This window comes from Lysobacter rhizosphaerae (assembly GCF_054779795.1).
In genome coordinates, this window is record NZ_BAAGXO010000003.1 from 420,857 (window position 1) to 439,664 (window position 18,808).

Below are 18,808 nucleotides of genomic sequence, written 5' to 3' on the forward strand. Positions count from 1 at the left end.
GCGGGAAACCGTGTGTCTGGTCAATCCGCTCTTGGGGGAGAAAGTAATGCTGTTTCAACGCAGGAAACCGCTGGACCTGATTCTGGAAACAGCCGGCAAGCGCGCGCTGACGCGCCAGCTCGGCGCATTCGACCTGACGATGCTCGGCATCGGTGCGGTCATCGGCACGGGCATCTTCGTGCTGACCGCCGTGGCGGCCAACAAGGCCGGTCCCGGCATGATGTACTCGTTCATCATCGCGGGCATCGTCTGCGCGCTGACGGCCCTGATCTACTCCGAGATCGCGGCGATGGTGCCGGTCTCCGGCTCCGCCTACACCTATTCCTATGCCGTGCTGGGCGAACTGATCGCCTGGATGGTCGGCTGGGCCCTGATCCTCGAATACGCGGTTGCGGCCGGCGCGGTTTCCGTCGGGTGGTCGGGCTACGCCAACGGCTTCCTGCAGGTCCATCACATGGGCTTGCCCGTGGCGCTGACCGCCGGTCCTTTCGACACGATCACCCTGCCCGACGGCACCACCACCACGGGCAGCTTCAACCTGATCGCCTTCCTGCTGGCACTGCTGGTGACCTGGCTGCTGGCGATCGGCACGTCGAAGTCGGCCAAGGTCACGGCCGTGCTGGTGATGATCAAGATCGCCGCCCTGACCGCCTTCGTCATGCTGGCCTTCCCCTCGGTCGAGGCCGTCAACTTCAAGCCGATGCTGCCCAACGGCTGGGGCACGCCACTGTCCGGCGTGGGCGTACTGGGTGCCGCCGCTTCGATCTTCTTCGCCTATGTCGGTTTCGACGCCGTCTCCACCGCCGCTGAAGAGACGAAGAACCCGAACCGCAACATCCCCATCGGCCTGATCGGCTCGCTGGCGATCTGCACCGTGTTCTATCTGCTGGTCGCCTACACCGCGGTCGGCTCGATGGGCGCGCAGCCGGGCGGTCCGCTGTCGATGAGCAAGGAGCCGCTGGCCTTCGTGCTTCGCAACATCGGCTGGCCGAAGGTCGGCGACCTGGTCGCCGGCGCGGCGATCATCGCGCTGCCCTCGGTGGTGCTGATGATGATGTTCGGCCAGACCCGCATCCTGTTCACCATGTCGCGTGACGGCCTGATGCCCGAAGCGCTGTCGCGCGTGCACCCGAAGTTCCACACCCCGTACGTGGTGACCTGGATCACCGGCATCTTCGTCGCCTTCTTCGCCGCACTGTTCCCGGTCGGCGCGCTGGCTGACATCTCCAACGCCGGCACGCTGTTCGCGTTCTTCATGGTCGCCGCCGGCGTCATGGTCCTGCGCATCACCGAACCGGGCCGTGCCCGTCCGTTCCGCACTCCGTTCGTCTGGGTGGTTGGCCCGCTGGCCATGGCCGGCTGCGTCCTGCTGTTCTTCAGCCTGGGCTGGAACCCGACCATCAAGTTCTTCTGCTTCTGGGCGGTGGTAGGCCTGCTCGTGTACTTCCTGTTCGCCCGCCGCCGCAGCCATCTGGCGCCGGGTAACGAACACCTGCTGCACGGCATCACCGAAAAGCTGCCGCCCGATCCGCTGGTGCACGAAGGCCCCAGCACGGGCCCGTAACACCCGACGCACCGCTCCAGGAAAAGCCCGGCTACCGCCGGGCTTTTCCGTTATGGGAGCGTGGGCCGGGAGCAGGAGTCGGATTGGTACAATTTGCGCATGACTTCCCCCCTGCCCTACGACCCCGACCGCCTGGCACGTTGCGCCGCCGAGATCATCGTCAACGTGCGCGAACTGTCCGCACGCGGCTGGACCCCGGCCACCAGCAGCAACTTCTCGCGGCGGCTCGACGCACAGCACGTGGCGATCACCGTCTCCGGCCGCGACAAGGGCAAGCTGACGGAAGCCGACATCATGGTCGTCGACCTCGATGGCCGACCCGTGGCCACCGACCAGAAGTCCTCGGCCGAAACCCTGCTGCACACGCAGTTGTACAAGCGATTCCCGGACATCGGCTGCGTGCTGCACACGCACTCCCATAACCAGACCGTCGCCTCGCGCCTGTACGCGGGTGCGGGACACGTCCACCTGGCGGGCTACGAACTGCTCAAGGCTTTCACCGGCAACACCACGCACGACGTGGAAATCGACGTGCCCGTGTTCCCCAACACCCAGGACATGCACACGCTGGCCGCCCAGGTCGATGCCCTCCTCGACCGCCAACCGCTATGGGGCTATCTGATCGATGGCCATGGCCTGTATGCCTGGGGCCGCGACATGGACGAGGCGCGCCGGCACCTGGAAGCCTTCGAATTCCTGCTGGGCTGCGTGCTGGACCTGCGCCGCCTGCGCTCCTGAGGCGTTTTGCCAGCGCCTGGGCGCTACCACCTACAGCCGCTCGATACCCGCCACGGAACCCGCACATGAGCCGCCTGCGAATTTTTGCCGAAGACAATCCCCGCGACCCGCAGCTGACGACCCGCGATCAGGCCGAGATGGCGCGCGAACTGGCGCGGATCGATGTCGGGTTCGAACAATGGACGGCCGGCGCGCCCATCGCGCCGGGCGACGCCCCGGACGTCATCCTCGACGCCTATCGCAGCGACATCGACCGCCTCATCGCCGAGCGCGGGTTCAAGACCGTGGACGTGGTGAGCATCGCGCCGGACAACCCGCAGAAGGACGCGATGCGCGCGAAATTCCTCGACGAGCATTTCCACAAGGAAGACGAGGTACGTTTCTTCGTCGCCGGCTCGGGCCTGTTCACCCTGCACGTGGGCGACAAGGTCTACGAGATCACCTGCGAACAGGGCGACCTGATCTCCGTGCCCGACAGCGCCCTGCACTGGTTCGACATGGGGCCGGAACCGAGCTTCGTCGCGATCCGCTTCTTCACCGAACCGGATGGCTGGGTCGGTCACTTCACCGGGACGGATATTGCGCAGCGATTTCCGCGCTACGAGCGGGGCGCCGCCGGGTAACCGTCATTCCGGCGAACGCTGCAGCCACTGACTTCCGCGGCGACAGCAGCCGCAAACTGGATCCCGGCTTACGCCGGGATGACGAGCAAGAGCAAAGAGCAACAACCCATGCCCATCCGCGCCATCCTCACCGACATCGAAGGCACCACCAGCAGCATCTCCTTCGTCAAGGACGTGCTGTTTCCTTACGCGCGCCGCGCACTGCCGGCGTTCGTCGCCGCGCGCGGCAAGGAGCCCGGCGTGCGCCGCTGGCTCGACATGGTGGCCACCGAGAACGGCGGCATGTGCGACGACCGCATGATCGTCGAGGTGCTGCAGGGCTGGATCGACGAGGACCGCAAGCACACCGCACTGAAGGCGTTGCAGGGCATGGTATGGGCCGATGGCTACCGCGGTGCCGACTTCACCGCGCATATCTATCCTGATGCGGCACCGGCATTGAACGCATGGAAGGAAGCCGGCCTGCCGTTGTACGTGTACTCGTCCGGCAGCGTGCCTGCGCAGCGCCTGTTCTTTGGCCACAGCGACGCGGGCGACCTGACGCCGCTGTTCTCCGGCTGGTTCGATACCGAAGTCGGCGGCAAGCGCGAAGCCGCCAGCTACCGCCACATCGCCGGATCGATCGGCATGCCACCAGCGGACATCCTGTTCCTGTCCGATGTCGTGGAAGAACTCGACGCGGCCCGCGAAGCCGGCTTGGCCACCGTGCTGATCGATCGTCGCCAGGACTACCCGCAGCCGCGTACGGGCGACGCCACGCACGGCCATGCCCGCGTGGAATCCTTCGCCGACGTGGCGCTGTCTCCCTGACTTCGCCGCTGCCGCGCCGTCAGGCGTGGATCTTTTCCCCGCGCTCCATCATCGCGACGAATTTCTCCGCCCTCGCCAAGCGCGTCGCGGGCTTCTTCGCGGTCTGTACGCGCCAGCAGAACGAATAGCGGTTGGTGCGGTCCAGTTGCTCGAAGAACCGGCGGGCCTTGGCGCTCGTCGCCAGTGCATCGGCCAGCTCCTTCGGCACATCCATGCGACTGGAGCCTTCGTAGGCCGCATCCCAGCGGCCATCGGCCCTCGCGGCCTCGACTTCGCGCAATCCCGCCGCCTGCATGCGTCCGGATGCGATCAGCTGCTCGGCCTTGGCGATATTGATCTTCGACCAGACGCTGCGCGGCCGGCGCGGGGTGAAACGGAGCATGAAGAACTTCGCGTCCAGGGCGCGTTTCTGGCCGTCGATCCAGCCGTGGCACAGCGCGCCTTCGATCGCATCGTTCTGGCTGACACTGGTTTCGCCGCTGTCCTTCTTCGCGATCTGCACCCAGACACCGGGCGCGTCGCCGTGGGCCGCCAGCCATTTCTCCCATGCGGCCGATGTCGGGAACCGTCTGATCGGCAATTCCGCTGCCTGCTTCACGGCCATCTCATTCCACTCCATCGACCAGCCGGTATGACCCCTCGGCTTCGTCGGTTTCATGCCCCGGAGAAACGCCGAAGGCGCGAACCCGGACACGATGGATGCCGGTTTGCAGATGCGTGGGCAGTGCGGCACGCCAGAGATGCATGGAGGCGGACGCTTCCGGAAGGCGATCGTATCCACGCAGCTCCGTGGCATCGTCGTCGCGCATGTTTTCCTCGACAACGCGCGGATCCGGCTGCTCGACGCGCTGCATCGGCTTCCATTCGCCGTCGTCGATGCGGAATTCCACCCGCGTGTCGTCGCGGCCCATGAATACGTTCGCGTAGACGCCGGTGCCTGGCCAGGCGCCGTGGCGCAGCACCTTCGGAGTGTGCAACGCGATCTGCGCATCCACGTTCCGCGCCGGATGCCAGGCCAGCTGGTAGGAGCGGTCCGCCGCGATCCGCAGCGTCGCAAACCCGTTGGGCGTGCCATCGGCCATGGTGGTGTCGGGAATGCCCTGCGCATCCTTCACCCCCGACCAGAACGCACCGCAGGCGGCGCCGACGTTGTACTCATGCAACGGCGCCGGCCCGTGCCAACCGGTGGACGCGCCATGGAAGACATGGTGCTGGGCATGGCTGTGGCCACTGAGCAGCAACACGTGCGGGAAGTCCTTCAGCAATGCGAACAGGCGCTCGCGATCCGCATGGCGAAACGTCTCCTTACCCGCGACCGCATCGAAGAAAGGGATGTGCACCCCGATCACCACCAGCCTGTCCCTGGGAACGGTCGCCAGGTAACTGGCAAGGAACGCGAACTGCTCCCCGCGCAGCCCGCCGATGTAGTTGCCCGCCGGCTTAGGCCGGTAGACGACGTCGTCGAGCCCGATGAACACCGCCTGTGGCTCCTCCCACGCGAACGTATCCGGCCCGTAGGTATTGCGGAATGTCAGCAGCGAGTCCTCGTCGCGAGGCGCATCGAAGTCGAGGTCATGGTTTCCCGCCACGTGCAGCCACGGCACGCCCAGCTTCGCGGTGGCGCGATTGAGCGCCGGATACAGGGCGAGATCGTCGTGGGCGATGTCGCCCAGGCTGATGCCGACATCGGCCGACGCATGCGCCTGCCCGCCAAGCACGGAAGCGATCACGTCTTTCTCGTAGTAACCCACGTCGACCAGCGACTTGGTCTGCGGATCGGAAAAGACCAGCACGTCCAGGGCCTCGTCCTTGTCGCGCGCCTGGGGTACCAGAGCGAAGTCATGGCATGCCGCCGGTTGCGGGGGAATGCCGCCGTATTTGAGCGATGGACCTGCGTGCGTGCGCAGGTGGCGCCAGAAGTCCGGCATGCCGTCGGCGCGGGACGGAAAACGGTAGCCGGCCGGCTTGATGACGAACACCGTGCGCCCCTCGACCGCGGGCAACGAGTAACGGCCATCACCGGCGGTGACGGCTATCTGCACGCCATCGGACACCTTGATGTCCTTCAAGCCTGGCTCACCGGCATCGCGGTTCCCGTTCCCGTTGCTGTCCGCGAAGACGACACCGGCGTTGCAAACAACGGGATCGGCCCAGGCCGGAACGGCGACAAGCGAGAAGAGCAGGAAGAAAACGGATCGCATGCGGCCCTCCAAGGTCGCTGCGATTATCCGAGCCGGGCGGTATTGCGCAAGTTGGTTGGTTAGGACACTCGCGGCCTGAGGGGCATGCCCCTCAGGCCTTGGGGTTGTCAGCCGCGTGCCGCGGCCAGCACCACGCCTTCCTTGACCAGTCGCACGGCGATGGCGACTTCACCGTCGAGTGCGCGATCGCGCGCCAGGAACGGAATGCGCTCGCGGATCGCCGCATGCGCGCGGGCAACCGCATTGCCCGGGTGGAAGGGTTCGGACTCCGCCAGTTCGACGCGCAGCGCTTCGACTTCGTCCAGGAAATCGGTGCGCTCGCTGGTACCGGCGGGAGGACCGCCCTGGATCTTGGCGGCCAGCCCTTCGGCATTTGCCCGCGACGCCAGCGAACGGGCCGCGTTGATCATGTCGCGGCGCAGGTCCAGCGCCTGCGCGGCCGTGTAAAGCTCGAGCGCAAGCACCTTGCCGAGGTCGTCCGCCATCGCCAGCACATGGCGCGCCTCGTTGGCGCCCATCGACACGTGGTCCTCGGCATTCGCGCTGGTCGGAATCGAGTAGACCGATGCCGGCATCGCGCGGCTGGCGAGATCGTTGACGATCGCCGCGGCCGTGTATTGCACGATCATGAAGCCGGACTCGGTGCCGTCCTCGTTACCGATCAGGAAGCCCGGCAAGCCGTCGTTGGTGGCGCTGTCGACGAGCTTGTTGAGGCGGCGCTCGGAAATGCTCGCCAGCACCGGAATCGCGGCCTTCACGTAGCTCATCGACAGTGCCAACGGCATGCCATGGAAATGGCCGGCGGAGATCACCTGCTGCTCGACGTGTTCGGCCTTGGCGTCGGGGAACACGATGGGATTGTCGGTGAGCGCGTTGAGCTCGATGTCGAGCACGCGCGCGGCCTGCGCCAACGCATCGCGCACCGCGCCATGCACCTGGGGGATGCAGCGCAGCGAGTAGCTGTCCTGCGGCTGGTGTTTCTTGCCGCCGCGGAACGGACGGAAGCGCTGGTAGAACTTCTCGCGGCCGTGGCGCTGGGAGAACGGCACCCAATCCCAGCCGATGTCGAAACGCAGCTGCTGCGCCGTTGGCGTATCCCAGCTTTCCGGCTGCCACTGACGGAACCGTGGCACCAGGTGGTAGGCGATATCGCTGAGCGTCGAACCTTCCAGCAGGCGGCGCAGGTTGGTGGCGGTTTCGACCTGGCCCGGATGCGGACGCAGCGCGTGCACTTCTTCGGCAAACGCACCGAGGCGACCGGCGAAGGCGTCGATCGTCATCGCCGCGGCGAGATCCGCGGTTTCGACCAGTGCCTCCAGTTGGGCCAGCGCGAGCACGCCGGTCGCGAGCATCTGCGCCGTACCGTTGTTGAGCGCGAGGCCTTCCTTGTAGGACAGCTTCACCGGCTGCAATCCGGCGCGCACCAGCGCTTCGCCACCGGGTAGCCGTTCGCCCTGGAAGAACGCCTCGCCACCGCCGAGGAGCACGATCGCCAGGTGCGACAGCGGCGCGAGGTCGCCACTGGCGCCCACCGAACCCAACTGCGGCACCACCGGCACCACGCCGGCATTGAGCAACGCGGTCAGCGCCTGCAGGATTTCCACGCGGATGCCCGAGTGCCCGCGCATCAGGGTGTTGATGCGGATGCACAACATCGCCCGCACCACTTCCGGCGCGAATGGCTCGCCCACGCATACGGCATGGGTGACGATCAGGTTGCGCTGCAGTTCCTCGTGCAGCGTCTCCGCTTCCGGCTGCGCCCCCGGCAGCTGGTCGCGCAGGCGATGCGCCCCCAGCAGCTTGTCGGCATTGCTGCCGAAGCCGGTGTTCACGCCGTAGATCGGTTCTTCGCGGCGGGCCTGTTCGGCAAGGAAGTCGGCCGCACGCTGTACGGCGGGCAGTTGATCAACAGCCAGCTCCACGGCCGCGCCATGCGCGACCGCAACCAGTTGCGCACGCGTGAGCGAGCGTCCATCGAGGCGGATCGGTTTCATGCGTGCGTCCCCTGCAATACCTCGGCCTGCGCGAGTTCCACGCGCAAGGCGCTCACGAGTTCGTGGCGGGTGATGGTGAACTGGTCTTCGCGGCGCAGGTCCTTCACCGTCACCGTGCCGTTGGCGATTTCATCCTCGCCCAGCACGATCACGAAGCGGATGCCGGCGCGGTCGGCGTACTTGAACTGTTTGGCCAGCTTGCCCGGCTCCATGACCACTTCGGTGTTGAAACCGGCGCGGCGCAGGTCGTTGGCGACCGCCAGGCAATGCGGCAGGTGCTTGGGGTCCATCTGGGTCACCAGCGCCTGCACGGTGCTGTCGGTGGCACTACCCAGCAGGCCCGCTTCGCGCAACTGCCAGAACAGGCGCGTCAGGCCGATCGAAATGCCGACGCCCGGCAACTTCGACTTTGTGTAGTGGCTGGCGAGATTCTCGTAACGTCCACCCGAGCAGATCGAACCGATCTGCGGATAGTCGTCCAGCGTGGTTTCGTAAACCGTGCCCGTGTAGTAGTCGAGGCCACGCGCGATGGAGAAATTGAGCGCGTAGTTCGATTCCGGCACGCCCATGGCGCGCACCAGCTCCAGCACCTCGCGCAGTTCGGTGACGCCTTCGCGCAGCGCGTCGTTGCCATCGCCCAGCGCATCCAGCTGCGCCAGCGCGTCGGCGTGCGAGGCGGAACGCACCTTCACGAAGGCCATGATGCGGTCGATGGCCTCGGCCGGGAGGTTGAATCCTTCGCCCGCCAACGTCGCGCGCACGTGCTCCTCGCCGCGCTTGTCGAGCTTGTCGACCTCGCGCAGCACCAGCGCCTGCAGTTCGCCATCGGCGACGCCCTGCGCCTCGAAGAAACCGCGCATCAGCTTGCGGTTGTTCATCTGGATAGTGAAGGCGCCGATGTCCAGTTCGGAAAACACCGAATGGATGACGGCGGGGATCTCGGCATCGAAACGCACGCTCAGCGAATCCTTGCCGATCACGTCGATGTCGCACTGGTAGAACTCGCGGAAGCGGCCACGCTGGGCGCGCTCGCCGCGGTACACGCGCTGCATCTGGTAGCGGCGGAACGGGAACGCGAGATCGTGCTCGTGTTCGGCGACATAGCGCGCCAGCGGTACGGTCAGGTCGAAGCGCATCGCCAGCTCCGGCATGGCGCGTTCAGGCAGGCCTTCGCCCTGCCCGCCTTCCGTCGCCTTGCCCAGCGCGCCCGTGGACTGCACGAAATACACCTGCCGCTCGGTCTCGCCACCGGTCTTGGTCAGGAGGACATCGGAAAGCTCCATCACCGGCGTTTCCACCGGCAGGAAGCCGAAACGTTCGTAGTTGCGGCGGATCACGTCCAGCATGCGCTGGAAGGCGATCTGGTCAGGAGGCAGCAGCTCCATGACCCCGGGCGGGGTACGCGGCTTGATCAAACGGTGCTCCAGTATCTGTGGTCCCGGAAATCGGGGCTCGACAAGGCAGGTCCGGCGCTGAAGCGCGGCGTCACAGTTTAACTGGCGGTGGGCCGCAGGGCCCTGTTTCCCGCTTCATGGCATCTGACCTCTTGCCCGAAGTGAGAGCCGCCTTTAGAATGCCGGGCTCTGCCGTCGGGGTGTAGCTCAGCCTGGTAGAGCGCTACGTTCGGGACGTAGAAGTCGCAGGTTCAAATCCTGTCTCCCCGACCAATAAAACAAAGGTTTTACGACGAAACCGCCTCAGGGCGGTTTTTTCGTGCCAGCAATATGCCAGCAGCGGCAGGACTACGGTCGCAACCTGCTAGACGGGCGCGGCGTATCCCTATGAGCCCTCTATTGTTCAGCCGCTTAGTGGCGGCTAGGCTGGTTCCTCATGGCAAAGCAACGGAAGCTTCTGTTCTCTGTGTCCGACCGGGCCGAAGGTCATAACGTGACCCCGGAGACGGTGCCCCTTGGGCTGCTGAAAGAATTTGTCAAGGATGTCGCTACCTTCATCCGTGGCGACGACAAAGAAGTTGACACATCGGACTTGCTGGTCTCGGTAGTCGAGGGTTCGTTTGCCCTCCAATCGCACGAGCCACTACCCGAAGGACTAGCCATCTGGGGCGACATTGAGAAACTGTCCAAGGGCCGTCTAGACGGCGTTGACGCAAAACGTGCATCGGTCGCCGAAAAGTGGCGTATCGATGCCTTGAAGCGCCCCACCCGCACCTTTCGCATCGCAGACTCCACCAACGTCAACGTTGTAGCGATCAACGCTAATACCTTTTTTACCCGAGAAATTGAATCAAACTGGGTGCATGTAGAACGGTACTTGGTTGGCATCGTTGAAGACTTTGGCGGCGCAACTGCAGCCAACATCCACTTGCGGTTGGAAGACGGGTCCGCACTGAAGATCGACGCGACGCGCGAACAAGTGCGCGAACAAGAGCTAAACCCGGTCTATCACGCCGTGGTGATGCGCGTCGAACTTGAAGAAGACCTGGTGACCGGCGAAATGCGGAACGCCCGGTTCATTAGCTTTGCAAGCTACGATCCGCGCATCGATGAAGACGAGTACCAAAAGCTCATTGAAGCCGGCCAGGCCGCATGGAAAGACGTTGGGGATGCGGCTGATTGGGTCAGGAAGATTCGAGGGGGTAAGGAGTGACGGCACGCCCTGTAATGCTCGATACGAGTTTCCTTATCGCCTATGCCGATCCAAAGCGAGCGCATCACGAAACCGCTAAGGCATATTTTCGCGAAGCAATCCGGTTGCAAATCCCGATGCTCCTATCGTCGCTTGTCGTGGCCGAGTTCGAGCGCAAGATGCCAGTGAGTCCCCTTGGGCTCCACAACTTCCGCGTCGTGCCTTTCAACTTCGATGACGGACAGGAAGCGGCCCGCTTGGGTGAAGTGCTGTCTCCGAGAGCCAACGGCGACGACCGGCTATGCCTGGCGGCTGACGTAAAGCTCATGGCACAAGCAAAGCGGACTCGAACGGTCACGATCCTGACGGAAGACGGAAGCACTCTGGGAAAGTACTTGGATCGCCTGAGGAACGGCGGCCATATTGACTGCTATCCCGTATTGACCAAGGACGGGTTTGATGCTGGAAGGCTCGTCAGCCCGGGAGCGCCTGGGCTGTTCTCGTCCGTCGCTAGTTAAGTCCACCAAGGAGGCAGCGTGTTCATCGTCCAAAACAAGCAATTCAACCTTGCGCAGATCGCGACCGTGGAATGGGTTGAAGGAACGGTTCAAGCCACCGACCCGAGAGACGGCAAGACAAGGGATTGGCACTCATTCAAGATCTACATGTCTTACGGTCACATTGAGCACATGCTGCATGAGACCGCCGAAGAATGTAAGCGCAAATGGGAAGAGCTAATCGACTCCATGGAAGCGGCCGGACATTAACAAGGAAAACGAATGATTCCGCCAAGCACTAGCGATCAAGAGAACTACAACGGTTATTTGATCGTGTCCAACTCACGTTATCTCGGCCCTCATGCGTGGACATATACGGTTGAAATTCAAACCCCTAATGGCAAGTGGCTTCCCACCATCAAGGATCATGACAACACCTTTGACACGTCGGAGGCTGCAGTTGCAGAGGGAATGCGCGCGGGCCGTTCCGTAGTAGGTCGCTAGCACCCAATCGCCGTCGCGAGCCCTACCGGGCTTGGGATTTGATCTTTGCTCAGAGATTTGATTCGCTCGCCCGCGAAGCGCGGGGCGGGTGCCCGACGATGACTAAAGCTGTTCATTTATCGTGCTCCTCCAGCGCGCGCTAATCGGGCTTGAATTGCGCGAAAGGACCTCCGGGCTTCTTTCCGTCGCCGTCAGGCAGTTGGATGCGAGAGCGTGACGCCGGGGTAAAACCCAGCTCGCTCGCCGCCTTCAGCATCACCGGAACCTGCCGGTTCATCACCGCCATGTAAGGGTTTTGCGCGCGCTCGCCATTGCGTGTGGTGATGATGGCGCCATTGGCATTGATCGCCTCGGACGCCTCGCGGTGTAGGTCTTCGGCAACGACCCATATGGTTAGCAGCGCGCGATCGATCCGCTTCAGTAAGGCGGCGGGCGCGCTCGCAATGGCATACGCCCAGCCGGCCCTCTGCGAATCGGACAGCCACTCCGGCGCTTCGTGTAGGTCGCCCTTGGGCAAGGGCTCAGCGCGGTTGATTGGCCGGCGGCCGGGGTTGCCGTTGAGCAGTTTCAGGTGCGTGGGCTTGGGTTTGCGGCCTCGCATGGTGATTTCCTCCTAAGTGATGGGTTAACGCGCCGCTGCGCGCTTAAATGGACGCTGGGCGTTCGACTCGGAACACCCCCTTTTTCCAATTTCGCGACTGCGATAAATCGGCTAGGGGCGCGTGTCGTGGTGACTCCTGCATGAACTTTTCGCCCGCCCCCTCCCAGGCGCTCACAGGAAGCGCCCTGCTCGCGTCCGGTGATGCGGAAGCCCAAGCACCGAAAGCCCGCCCTGCTTGGTAGATATCTAGAAGGGTGTGCACATAGCGACCAATTGAGGCGCGGAAAACAGCCCGACTGCTACGCATAGCGACTACCGTGGTCGCCATGCGTAGCAATTCATTGACCAATTGCTCCGCATAGCGACTACATTGCTCCGCATAGCGACTAGCGATTGGGTTTTTTCCATAGATCGGGCGCGGTCGTTGTCGCCGGCTCCATGTGCTTGCCGCTTTCGTCGACCGGATACCACGAGATTGCGTACAGGCTGCAGAGGTGCTTCCCGCCCTTCCGGGTTTCGATGATCCAGCCGGCGTCCAGAAGTTCGCGCTTCGCGCCTGCAACCGTACCTTGGCTGCGCCACCCGCGTGGCGTTCCCGGACAGCCGGCCGAATTCATCAGAGTCCGTGACCCGGTGATACATCGACAGGAACGGTGGCCCCTTGCCGCGGCCCGTGAAGCGCGCGCGTTTTTTCTCGGAAATGCGATTGCCGGGCTCATTGCCCATGGCCTCGCTCCGCGGAAATGGCCTCAGCAAGCCTCAGGACGTGCCGGCGCACGCCCTCAAGCTGGATTGTCATGACCTCGCACCGGAAGGGCTCAGGATCTCGCGCGAGGTCACTCAGGGCCGCGGAGAGCCAGTCGCCGATGTCGGTCAGCTGCGCCCGCAGGTGGTGGGAGTCAGGCGCGTTCATCTTGGGCACCTCCCCTGCCAACTTCGCCACTACGGGGCCGGTAGACCACAGGACGGCCGGCCTTGCTCTGGGCCTCCAGATGGTCAACCCATGCCCGCACGGCAGCGGGACGTGCAAAGCGACGGCGACCAACAAGGAACGTTTCCAAGTGGCCGGCCGCGATTGCTGCGTAGGATGGTCGGGATGCTCTCGCCGGTCGATTCGGCGATGTGCTGAAGACTAAGCTTCAGCGGTTCTATTGATCGTGCCATTGCTACACCCTTGCGTTATGCCGCATCGTGGCGCGGCGGGTGTACCGGCAATGGATGTGCCCAAACAATTCCCGTCAACTACCCGGCGGAATCTTTTTGCGTCCACCGAGATTGATCGCCCAGACCGACCCAGGGTGATCATCTGACCGCCACTGATCAGTGGCCCAATTTCAAGATCTTCAGGACACTCCTAGACCTGGACGGCCGTCAACTTGTCTCTCGAAGAGTTCTGGCGAGTACGGAGCGGTGCGTGGGTTGGGCCGACAGGTGAAGCTTGCGGCCCTTGTCGGTGAGGACGGCGAGGACGCCGCGGCGGTCGGATCCGCACATGACGCGCTCGACGAGGCCGTCGCGTTCCATTCGGGCGATCAGCCGGCTTGCGGCGCTCTGGCTGAGGTGCACGACGTTGGTGAGGTCCTGGGCGCGGCACTGGACGTTCTCACGGGAGGCAAGGGCTTCGAGAACTTCGAACTCGCTGACGCCGATGCCGTGCCGGACCTGCAAGTCGCGCTCCAAGGTCTGGTGCACCACAGCATGCCGGGCCACGAGATCGTGCCACTCCTTGATCAGTTGCCCCTCGTCGCCTGCATCCATGCTGGCGAGCATAGCATGCAACGACATTTAATGCGCAAGAATTATATGTGAAAACATTTTATGCCTTTGCATTTAATGCGCGTGCATGCCAGCCTGTATCGGCATGAATCCTCCCGCACCATCGCCCCAGCCCACCTCCGCGCCCAAATGGAACGCACGCCTGTGGGCGATCCTGCTCACCGTCTCGATCGTCGGGTTCCTCGACGCGCTGGACGTGAACATGGTGGGTGTCGCCCTGCCGTCAATCCAGGCCAACCTCGGACTGTCCACAAGCGCACTGCAATGGATCGTCAGCGGTTATGTCCTCGGCTACGGCGGCTTTCTGCTGCTGGGCGGACGCGCCGCCGATATCCTCGGCCGCCGCCGTGTCTTCTTGGTGGCGGTCGCCGTCTTCGCCCTGACCTCACTGGTCGGCGGCCTGGTCGATGACGGGAACCTTCTGATCGTCGCCCGTTTCCTGAAGGGCGTGTCCGCAGCGTTCACCCTACCCGCGGCGCTGTCCATCATCACGACTACGTTCGCCGAGGGACCGGCCCGCAACAAGGCGATCGGGATCTATACGCTCATGGGTGCCAGCGGCTTCTCAAGCGGCCTGGTGCTGTCCGGTGTACTGACTGAGCTCGGCTGGCGCTGGACATTCCTCCTGCCGGTGCCCGTGGCGCTGATCGCCCTGGCAGCGGCCATCCGCGTCCTGCCCAAGGACGGCCCGCGCACCGTCGGCAGCTACGACCTGCCCGGCGCACTCACCCTGGTCTCCGGAATGCTGCTGCTCGTCTACGTCGTGGTCGAAGCGCCGCAGAAGGGGTGGACCACGGCGAGCACGCTGGTGCAGTTCGGGCTCGCAGCCGCACTGCTGGCCGCTTTCGTGGCCATCGAACTCCGCGGCGCGCAGCCGCTGATCCGTCTGGGCATCCTGCGCTCCGGCTCCCTGGTGCGTGCCAACGTGGGCCTGTCGGTGTTCTTCGGCGCCTACGTCGGCTACCAGTTCGTGGTGACGCTGTACTTCCAGCAAGTGCTGGGGTGGTCGGCGCTGCAGAGCGCGCTCGGCTTCCTTCCCGCTGCCGCCATTGTCACTCTCGCCGCGCCGCGCATTCCGCACCTGATCGCACGATTCGGCACCTCGCGCAGCATCATCGCCGGCGTCAGCACACACGTGGCCGCCTACGCGCTCTTCTTGGCCATCGGCCGGGACCACCCCTACGCCGTGGGTGTGCTGCCCAGCATGCTCCTGCTCAGCATCGGCATGACACTGGCGTTCGCGTCCTTCCAGATCGACGGCACCTCTGGAATCCCTGACCACGAACAAGGCCTGGCCGGCGGCCTGCTGAACACCTCCATGCAGATCGGTGGCGCGATCGGCCTCGCCATCGTCACCGCGGTCCTCACCGCGGGAAACGAAGGCAAGAGCGGGCCCGACGCCCTGCTCGCCAGTTTCACCCCCGCCATGACCACCGTCACCGTGCTTGCGGCCATCGGCCTGCTCGCCGCCCTGTCCGGAACGCTGGGGCGCGGCCGGGCAACTGCGCAGACGGACAAGAGCGCAGACCAACAGGAGCTCGACAAGGTGCCCGAAATCACCTTGTGACGGCCGACCGCTGGGCTGTCGCTTCCTTCCACAGACTTGAAAGGCAAGACCACTCATATGAGCAAGATCGTCCGATTTCACGCCACCGGCGGCCCCGAGGTCCTGACCCTGGACGACATCGAGGTCCGCGAACCCGGACAGGGCGAGATCCGCGTCCGCACCAGGGCTCTCGGGCTGAACCGAGGGGATGCCATGCTCCGCAACAACCGCAGCGTGGCGCTTCCTTCCGGTATCGGATGGGAGGCCTCCGGTGAGGTCGACGCCATCGGCCCGGACGTCGAAGGTTTCACCGTCGGCGATGCCGTCAGCATGATCCCCTGCTTCAGTCCCACCGCTTACCCCATCCACGGCGAGCTGGCCATCGCGCCCGCCACCGCGGTGACCAGGCACCCCGACTCACTGTCCTGGGAGCAAGCTGCGGCCCTGTGGGGGCAGTACCTGACCGCCTACGGCGCCCTCATCGAGACCGCGGGCCTGAAGGCCGGTGACGCGGTGCTCATCCCGGCCGCCTCCAGCAGCGTCGGGCTGGCCGCGATCCAGGTGGCCCGCAGCGTGGGGGCCCGGCCCGTAGCGCTGACCCGCACCAGCGCCAAGCGCCAGCGGTTGCTGGACGAAGGCGCCGAGGCAGTGGTCGTCATGGGCGAGGAAGACGTGGCCACTCGCGTGAACGAGCTCACCGGCGGTCGCGGCGCGCGAGTCATCTTCGACCCCGTGGGCGGACCTGCTCTGGCGGGCTTGATTGGCGCCGCCGCGCCCGGCGCGATCGTGATCCTCTACGGTGTGCTGAGCAGCGAAGCCACGACGGTGCCGGTGATGGGGCTGATCAACAAGAGCCTGACCATCCGCGGCTACAAGCTCTGGGATCTCACCACCGACATGGAACGCCGCAAGGTCGCCGTCGACTGGGTCATTGATGGCCTTGCCCGCAAGACCCTGCGACCGGTTATCGACTCCGTCTTCCTGTTGGAGGACATCGTCGGGGCCCACCGTCGTCTCGAGTCCGGATCCCAGGTCGGCAAGATCGTCGTGACCGTCCCCCGCTGACCCGACACACCTTCCCGCACGGCCAGTTTGACCAGTGCCGCCGTGGTTACTTCCTCGGCGGCGCCAAGAACTGGCGTCCACGTTGTCGCAATGCAAATTGCTCCTCTACTCGACCCAGGAAATCTCCACCCATGCGATACACCACCTTCGGGCGCAACAACGGCCTGCGCGTATCCGAGTACGGCCTCGGCACCGCCAACTTCGGCACTGGCTGGCGCGCCGGTGGCGGCTGGGGCCCCGGCTCCGAGCCCGCCGAGGCCCGCAAGATCTTCGACCGGTTCGCCGAAGCCGGCGGCACGCTCATCGACACCGCCGAGAACTATCAGGCCGGCGAATCCGAGCAGCTGCTCGGCTCGTTCTTGGGTGCCGACCGGGACCACTTTGTGCTTGCGGGCAAATACAGCATGAACGGCGTCGGACCGCAGACCGTCACCAACACCGGCAACAGCCGCCGGTACATGGTGCAGGCCCTCGAGGCCAGCCTGCGCCGCCTGAACACCGATTACCTGGACATGTACTGGGTGCACGCCCCCGACGACCTGACCCCGATGGAGGAGATCCTGCGCGGCCTGAACGACCTGGTCAGCGCCGGAAAGATCCGCTATTTCGGGCTGTCGAACTTCCCCGCCTGGCGGGTGTCGCGCGCGGCCGCCGTCGCGGAGCTGCGCGGCTGGTCCCCGGTCATCGGTATCCAGGTCGAATACAGCCTGGTCGAGCGCACCGCCGAGCGGGAGCTGCTGCCAATGGCGCAGGCGCTTGGCCTGGGCGCGGCGCTGTGGGGCCCGCTCGGCGGCGGTCTGCTGACCGGCAAGTACCGCCAGGGCGGCACCGGCCGGATCAGCGACCTCAAGGCCATCGGGTTCTTCGAGGAAACCGCGCAGAAGTCCGCGATCGTCGACGCCGTCCTCGAAGTCGCGGCCGAGCTCGGTGTGCCGGCCTCCCATGTCGCCATCGCCTGGATGCGGCAGCAGGGCGCGCGGGCGGCCACGGCGTACGTGCCGATCATCGGCCCGCGCAGCGTCGAGCAGCTTGACGACTACCTGGGCGCGCTGGACGTGACGCTGACCCCGGCGCAATTCGCCCGACTCGACCAGGTGAGCGCGATCAGGCTCGGCATTCCACACGAGCTGAATGCATGGGCCATTGGCCCCATCCGGGGCGGTGACGCAAGCCTGATCGACGAGCCTACGATCCCGGTAGCGTGATCTCAGGCGGCGGACCAGTTTCGAGGACATAGAGTGGTGCGATCGAGTCGCAGCTTCGCCCCGAACATGCTGACCGCCGCCTAAGTCCCTGGTAGAGACGCCGGCACGCTGTAGAGCCGGCGCTACCAAAACCCGGCCGCCGCGCTGCGGTACGTCCTCATGATGGCCGGGCGCAACCTGCGCCAGATGGCCAAACTTGGCCTGCGCAAGATCCACCGTTACAGCGACGAGTTCAAAGCCACTGAGCGAAGCAGTCTGGTGACGGTCAGGGTCGTCCCCGATGCGTGTTGCGAACGAAATTCCCGAGGAGCAAGGAATCCAGCCCCCCAACAGATGCAGTTGACTGCGCCGCATTGAAACCATCGCCCCAGTTCTCCGAAGGCGACAGTCTCCTCATCCTTACCTTAGGCCATAAGACGTGAATACATAATCGCGATTCTTCGCCGCCGTATGGCATGCCACACCACATTTCGCATCATTTCCCTGTGGTGGGTTGTCTGCCGTGGTTGCTGGCTTGAAGGTTTTTGACGCTGGATCGTACTTGAACGCAGCGTAGCCCCATCCATTTCCGTCCGCGAATCGCTTGCTGTCCTTCACCATGAAGTCGACGTCATGCAGGGATCCGCCCACAAAAGGTTGATTAGGGGCCGCCTCGTTCTTTATGGCGTTGTAATGAATCTTCGCCATTCTGGCGCCGTCAGGGAATGGCTTCCCATTCCCGGGAATGCCCGCCCTGTATGCATCAATCATCGCCTTGTTTCCGAGGATCACAGCCATGAGCGATCCATTGTGACTGATGTTGATCGCCTCCCATGACTCGTACCCTTTGAACTCCGAAATGGCGAGTCCGTCTTTGACTTTAACCGTGTACTTGTCCTGCACGGATATGGCTGCGCTGGTTGCGAGAGCAACCAGAATCAGTCCCGCCAGGGCAATTGTCGTCGCAATTGCGCCTTTCATGTTCTCAGCTCCTTCCTGCAATGGAGCAAAAAGGCAACGGATTACGTGTCGATTGAGACACGACCCAATTCCGTCGCCGAGTATCAGAAAACCTCAGCGCACGTTGCCGGGCTCATCGAGCCCTGGCCACCCCCGCCG

General features: G+C 64.3%; 18 protein-coding genes and 1 tRNA gene. 11 read left to right on the forward strand and 8 right to left on the reverse strand.

Features of this window, described 5'->3' with window-relative positions:
• The first annotated feature begins 46 nt into the window (after positions 1 to 46).
• The 4 genes from ACYVGE_RS06850 (at position 47) to mtnC (ending at position 3,735) form a co-directional block, all read left to right on the forward strand.
• Complete coding sequence (locus tag ACYVGE_RS06850; protein ID WP_460728312.1) at positions 47 to 1,564, forward strand: amino acid permease; 1,518 nt, start codon at positions 47 to 49, stop codon at positions 1,562 to 1,564.
• 99 nt (positions 1,565 to 1,663) lie between these two features.
• Positions 1,664 to 2,302 carry a methylthioribulose 1-phosphate dehydratase gene (locus ACYVGE_RS06855; protein ID WP_460728314.1) on the forward strand — a complete coding sequence of 213 codons (639 nt, stop codon included), beginning with the start codon at positions 1,664 to 1,666 and terminating at the stop codon, positions 2,300 to 2,302.
• Between the two features lie 65 nt (positions 2,303 to 2,367).
• Positions 2,368 to 2,925 (forward strand): 1,2-dihydroxy-3-keto-5-methylthiopentene dioxygenase, encoded by a 558-nt coding sequence (locus tag ACYVGE_RS06860; protein ID WP_460728316.1) that lies wholly within the window; start codon positions 2,368 to 2,370, stop codon positions 2,923 to 2,925.
• A gap of 108 nt (positions 2,926 to 3,033) precedes the next feature.
• The gene (gene mtnC / locus ACYVGE_RS06865) at positions 3,034 to 3,735 is read left to right on the forward strand and encodes an acireductone synthase (RefSeq protein ID WP_460728318.1); all 702 of its coding nucleotides are present in this window, start codon (positions 3,034 to 3,036) and stop codon (positions 3,733 to 3,735) included.
• A 19-nt stretch (positions 3,736 to 3,754) separates the two neighbouring features.
• On the opposite strand, the gene ACYVGE_RS06870 is transcribed toward mtnC, so the two are convergent.
• The 4 genes from ACYVGE_RS06870 to hisS all read right to left on the reverse strand — a co-directional run bounded on the left by ACYVGE_RS06870 (position 3,755) and on the right by hisS (position 9,345).
• A complete protein-coding gene (locus ACYVGE_RS06870) occupies positions 3,755 to 4,339 on the reverse strand; it encodes a YdeI/OmpD-associated family protein (protein ID WP_460728320.1) in 585 nt (194 codons plus the stop codon).
• Position 4,340: 1 nt separating this feature from the next.
• Positions 4,341 to 5,936, reverse strand: coding sequence for a calcineurin-like phosphoesterase C-terminal domain-containing protein (locus ACYVGE_RS06875; protein ID WP_460728322.1), 1,596 nt, complete (start codon positions 5,934 to 5,936; stop codon positions 4,341 to 4,343).
• Between the two features lie 107 nt (positions 5,937 to 6,043).
• A complete protein-coding gene (locus tag ACYVGE_RS06880; RefSeq protein WP_460728324.1) occupies positions 6,044 to 7,930 on the reverse strand; it encodes an HAL/PAL/TAL family ammonia-lyase in 1,887 nt (628 codons plus the stop codon).
• Positions 7,927 to 9,345 (reverse strand): histidine--tRNA ligase, encoded by a 1,419-nt coding sequence (hisS, locus tag ACYVGE_RS06885; RefSeq protein ID WP_460728326.1) that lies wholly within the window; start codon positions 9,343 to 9,345, stop codon positions 7,927 to 7,929. The genes ACYVGE_RS06880 and hisS overlap by 4 nt, the downstream gene beginning before the upstream one ends.
• A gap of 175 nt (positions 9,346 to 9,520) precedes the next feature.
• Between hisS and ACYVGE_RS06890 the strand changes: the two genes are divergently transcribed.
• From ACYVGE_RS06890 to ACYVGE_RS06905, 4 genes are all read left to right on the forward strand, one after another.
• A tRNA-Pro gene (locus ACYVGE_RS06890) sits at positions 9,521 to 9,597 on the forward strand.
• Positions 9,598 to 9,760: 163 nt separating this feature from the next.
• Entirely contained in the window at positions 9,761 to 10,537 is a 777-nt protein-coding gene (locus ACYVGE_RS06895; protein ID WP_460728328.1) for a hypothetical protein, read from the forward strand.
• A 14-nt stretch (positions 10,538 to 10,551) separates the two neighbouring features.
• Positions 10,552 to 11,034: a type II toxin-antitoxin system VapC family toxin gene (locus ACYVGE_RS06900; RefSeq protein WP_460728330.1), complete on the forward strand. Its 483-nt coding sequence runs from the start codon at positions 10,552 to 10,554 to the stop codon at positions 11,032 to 11,034.
• A gap of 18 nt (positions 11,035 to 11,052) precedes the next feature.
• The gene (locus tag ACYVGE_RS06905) at positions 11,053 to 11,283 is read left to right on the forward strand and encodes a hypothetical protein (RefSeq protein ID WP_460728332.1); all 231 of its coding nucleotides are present in this window, start codon (positions 11,053 to 11,055) and stop codon (positions 11,281 to 11,283) included.
• Between the two features lie 373 nt (positions 11,284 to 11,656).
• On the opposite strand, the gene ACYVGE_RS06910 is transcribed toward ACYVGE_RS06905, so the two are convergent.
• The 3 genes from ACYVGE_RS06910 to ACYVGE_RS06920 form a co-directional block, all read right to left on the reverse strand.
• Positions 11,657 to 12,118 carry a phage terminase small subunit P27 family gene (locus tag ACYVGE_RS06910; RefSeq protein ID WP_460728333.1) on the reverse strand — a complete coding sequence of 154 codons (462 nt, stop codon included), beginning with the start codon at positions 12,116 to 12,118 and terminating at the stop codon, positions 11,657 to 11,659.
• A gap of 386 nt (positions 12,119 to 12,504) precedes the next feature.
• On the reverse strand, positions 12,505 to 12,735 hold the full coding sequence (locus ACYVGE_RS06915) for a hypothetical protein (protein WP_460728335.1): 231 nt from the start codon (positions 12,733 to 12,735) through the stop codon (positions 12,505 to 12,507).
• A 754-nt stretch (positions 12,736 to 13,489) separates the two neighbouring features.
• A complete protein-coding gene (locus ACYVGE_RS06920) occupies positions 13,490 to 13,876 on the reverse strand; it encodes a MarR family winged helix-turn-helix transcriptional regulator (protein ID WP_460728337.1) in 387 nt (128 codons plus the stop codon).
• A 103-nt stretch (positions 13,877 to 13,979) separates the two neighbouring features.
• Between ACYVGE_RS06920 and ACYVGE_RS06925 the strand changes: the two genes are divergently transcribed.
• The 3 genes from ACYVGE_RS06925 to ACYVGE_RS06935 all read left to right on the forward strand — a co-directional run bounded on the left by ACYVGE_RS06925 (position 13,980) and on the right by ACYVGE_RS06935 (position 17,710).
• A complete protein-coding gene (locus ACYVGE_RS06925; protein ID WP_460728339.1) occupies positions 13,980 to 15,461 on the forward strand; it encodes an MFS transporter in 1,482 nt (493 codons plus the stop codon).
• 57 nt (positions 15,462 to 15,518) lie between these two features.
• A complete protein-coding gene (locus tag ACYVGE_RS06930) occupies positions 15,519 to 16,505 on the forward strand; it encodes a zinc-dependent alcohol dehydrogenase family protein (RefSeq protein WP_460728341.1) in 987 nt (328 codons plus the stop codon).
• 131 nt (positions 16,506 to 16,636) lie between these two features.
• Positions 16,637 to 17,710 (forward strand): aldo/keto reductase, encoded by a 1,074-nt coding sequence (locus ACYVGE_RS06935; protein WP_460728343.1) that lies wholly within the window; start codon positions 16,637 to 16,639, stop codon positions 17,708 to 17,710.
• Between the two features lie 399 nt (positions 17,711 to 18,109).
• On the opposite strand, the gene ACYVGE_RS06940 is transcribed toward ACYVGE_RS06935, so the two are convergent.
• Positions 18,110 to 18,670 (reverse strand): cytochrome P460 family protein, encoded by a 561-nt coding sequence (locus ACYVGE_RS06940; protein WP_460728345.1) that lies wholly within the window; start codon positions 18,668 to 18,670, stop codon positions 18,110 to 18,112.
• Positions 18,671 to 18,808: the final 138 nt, after the last annotated feature.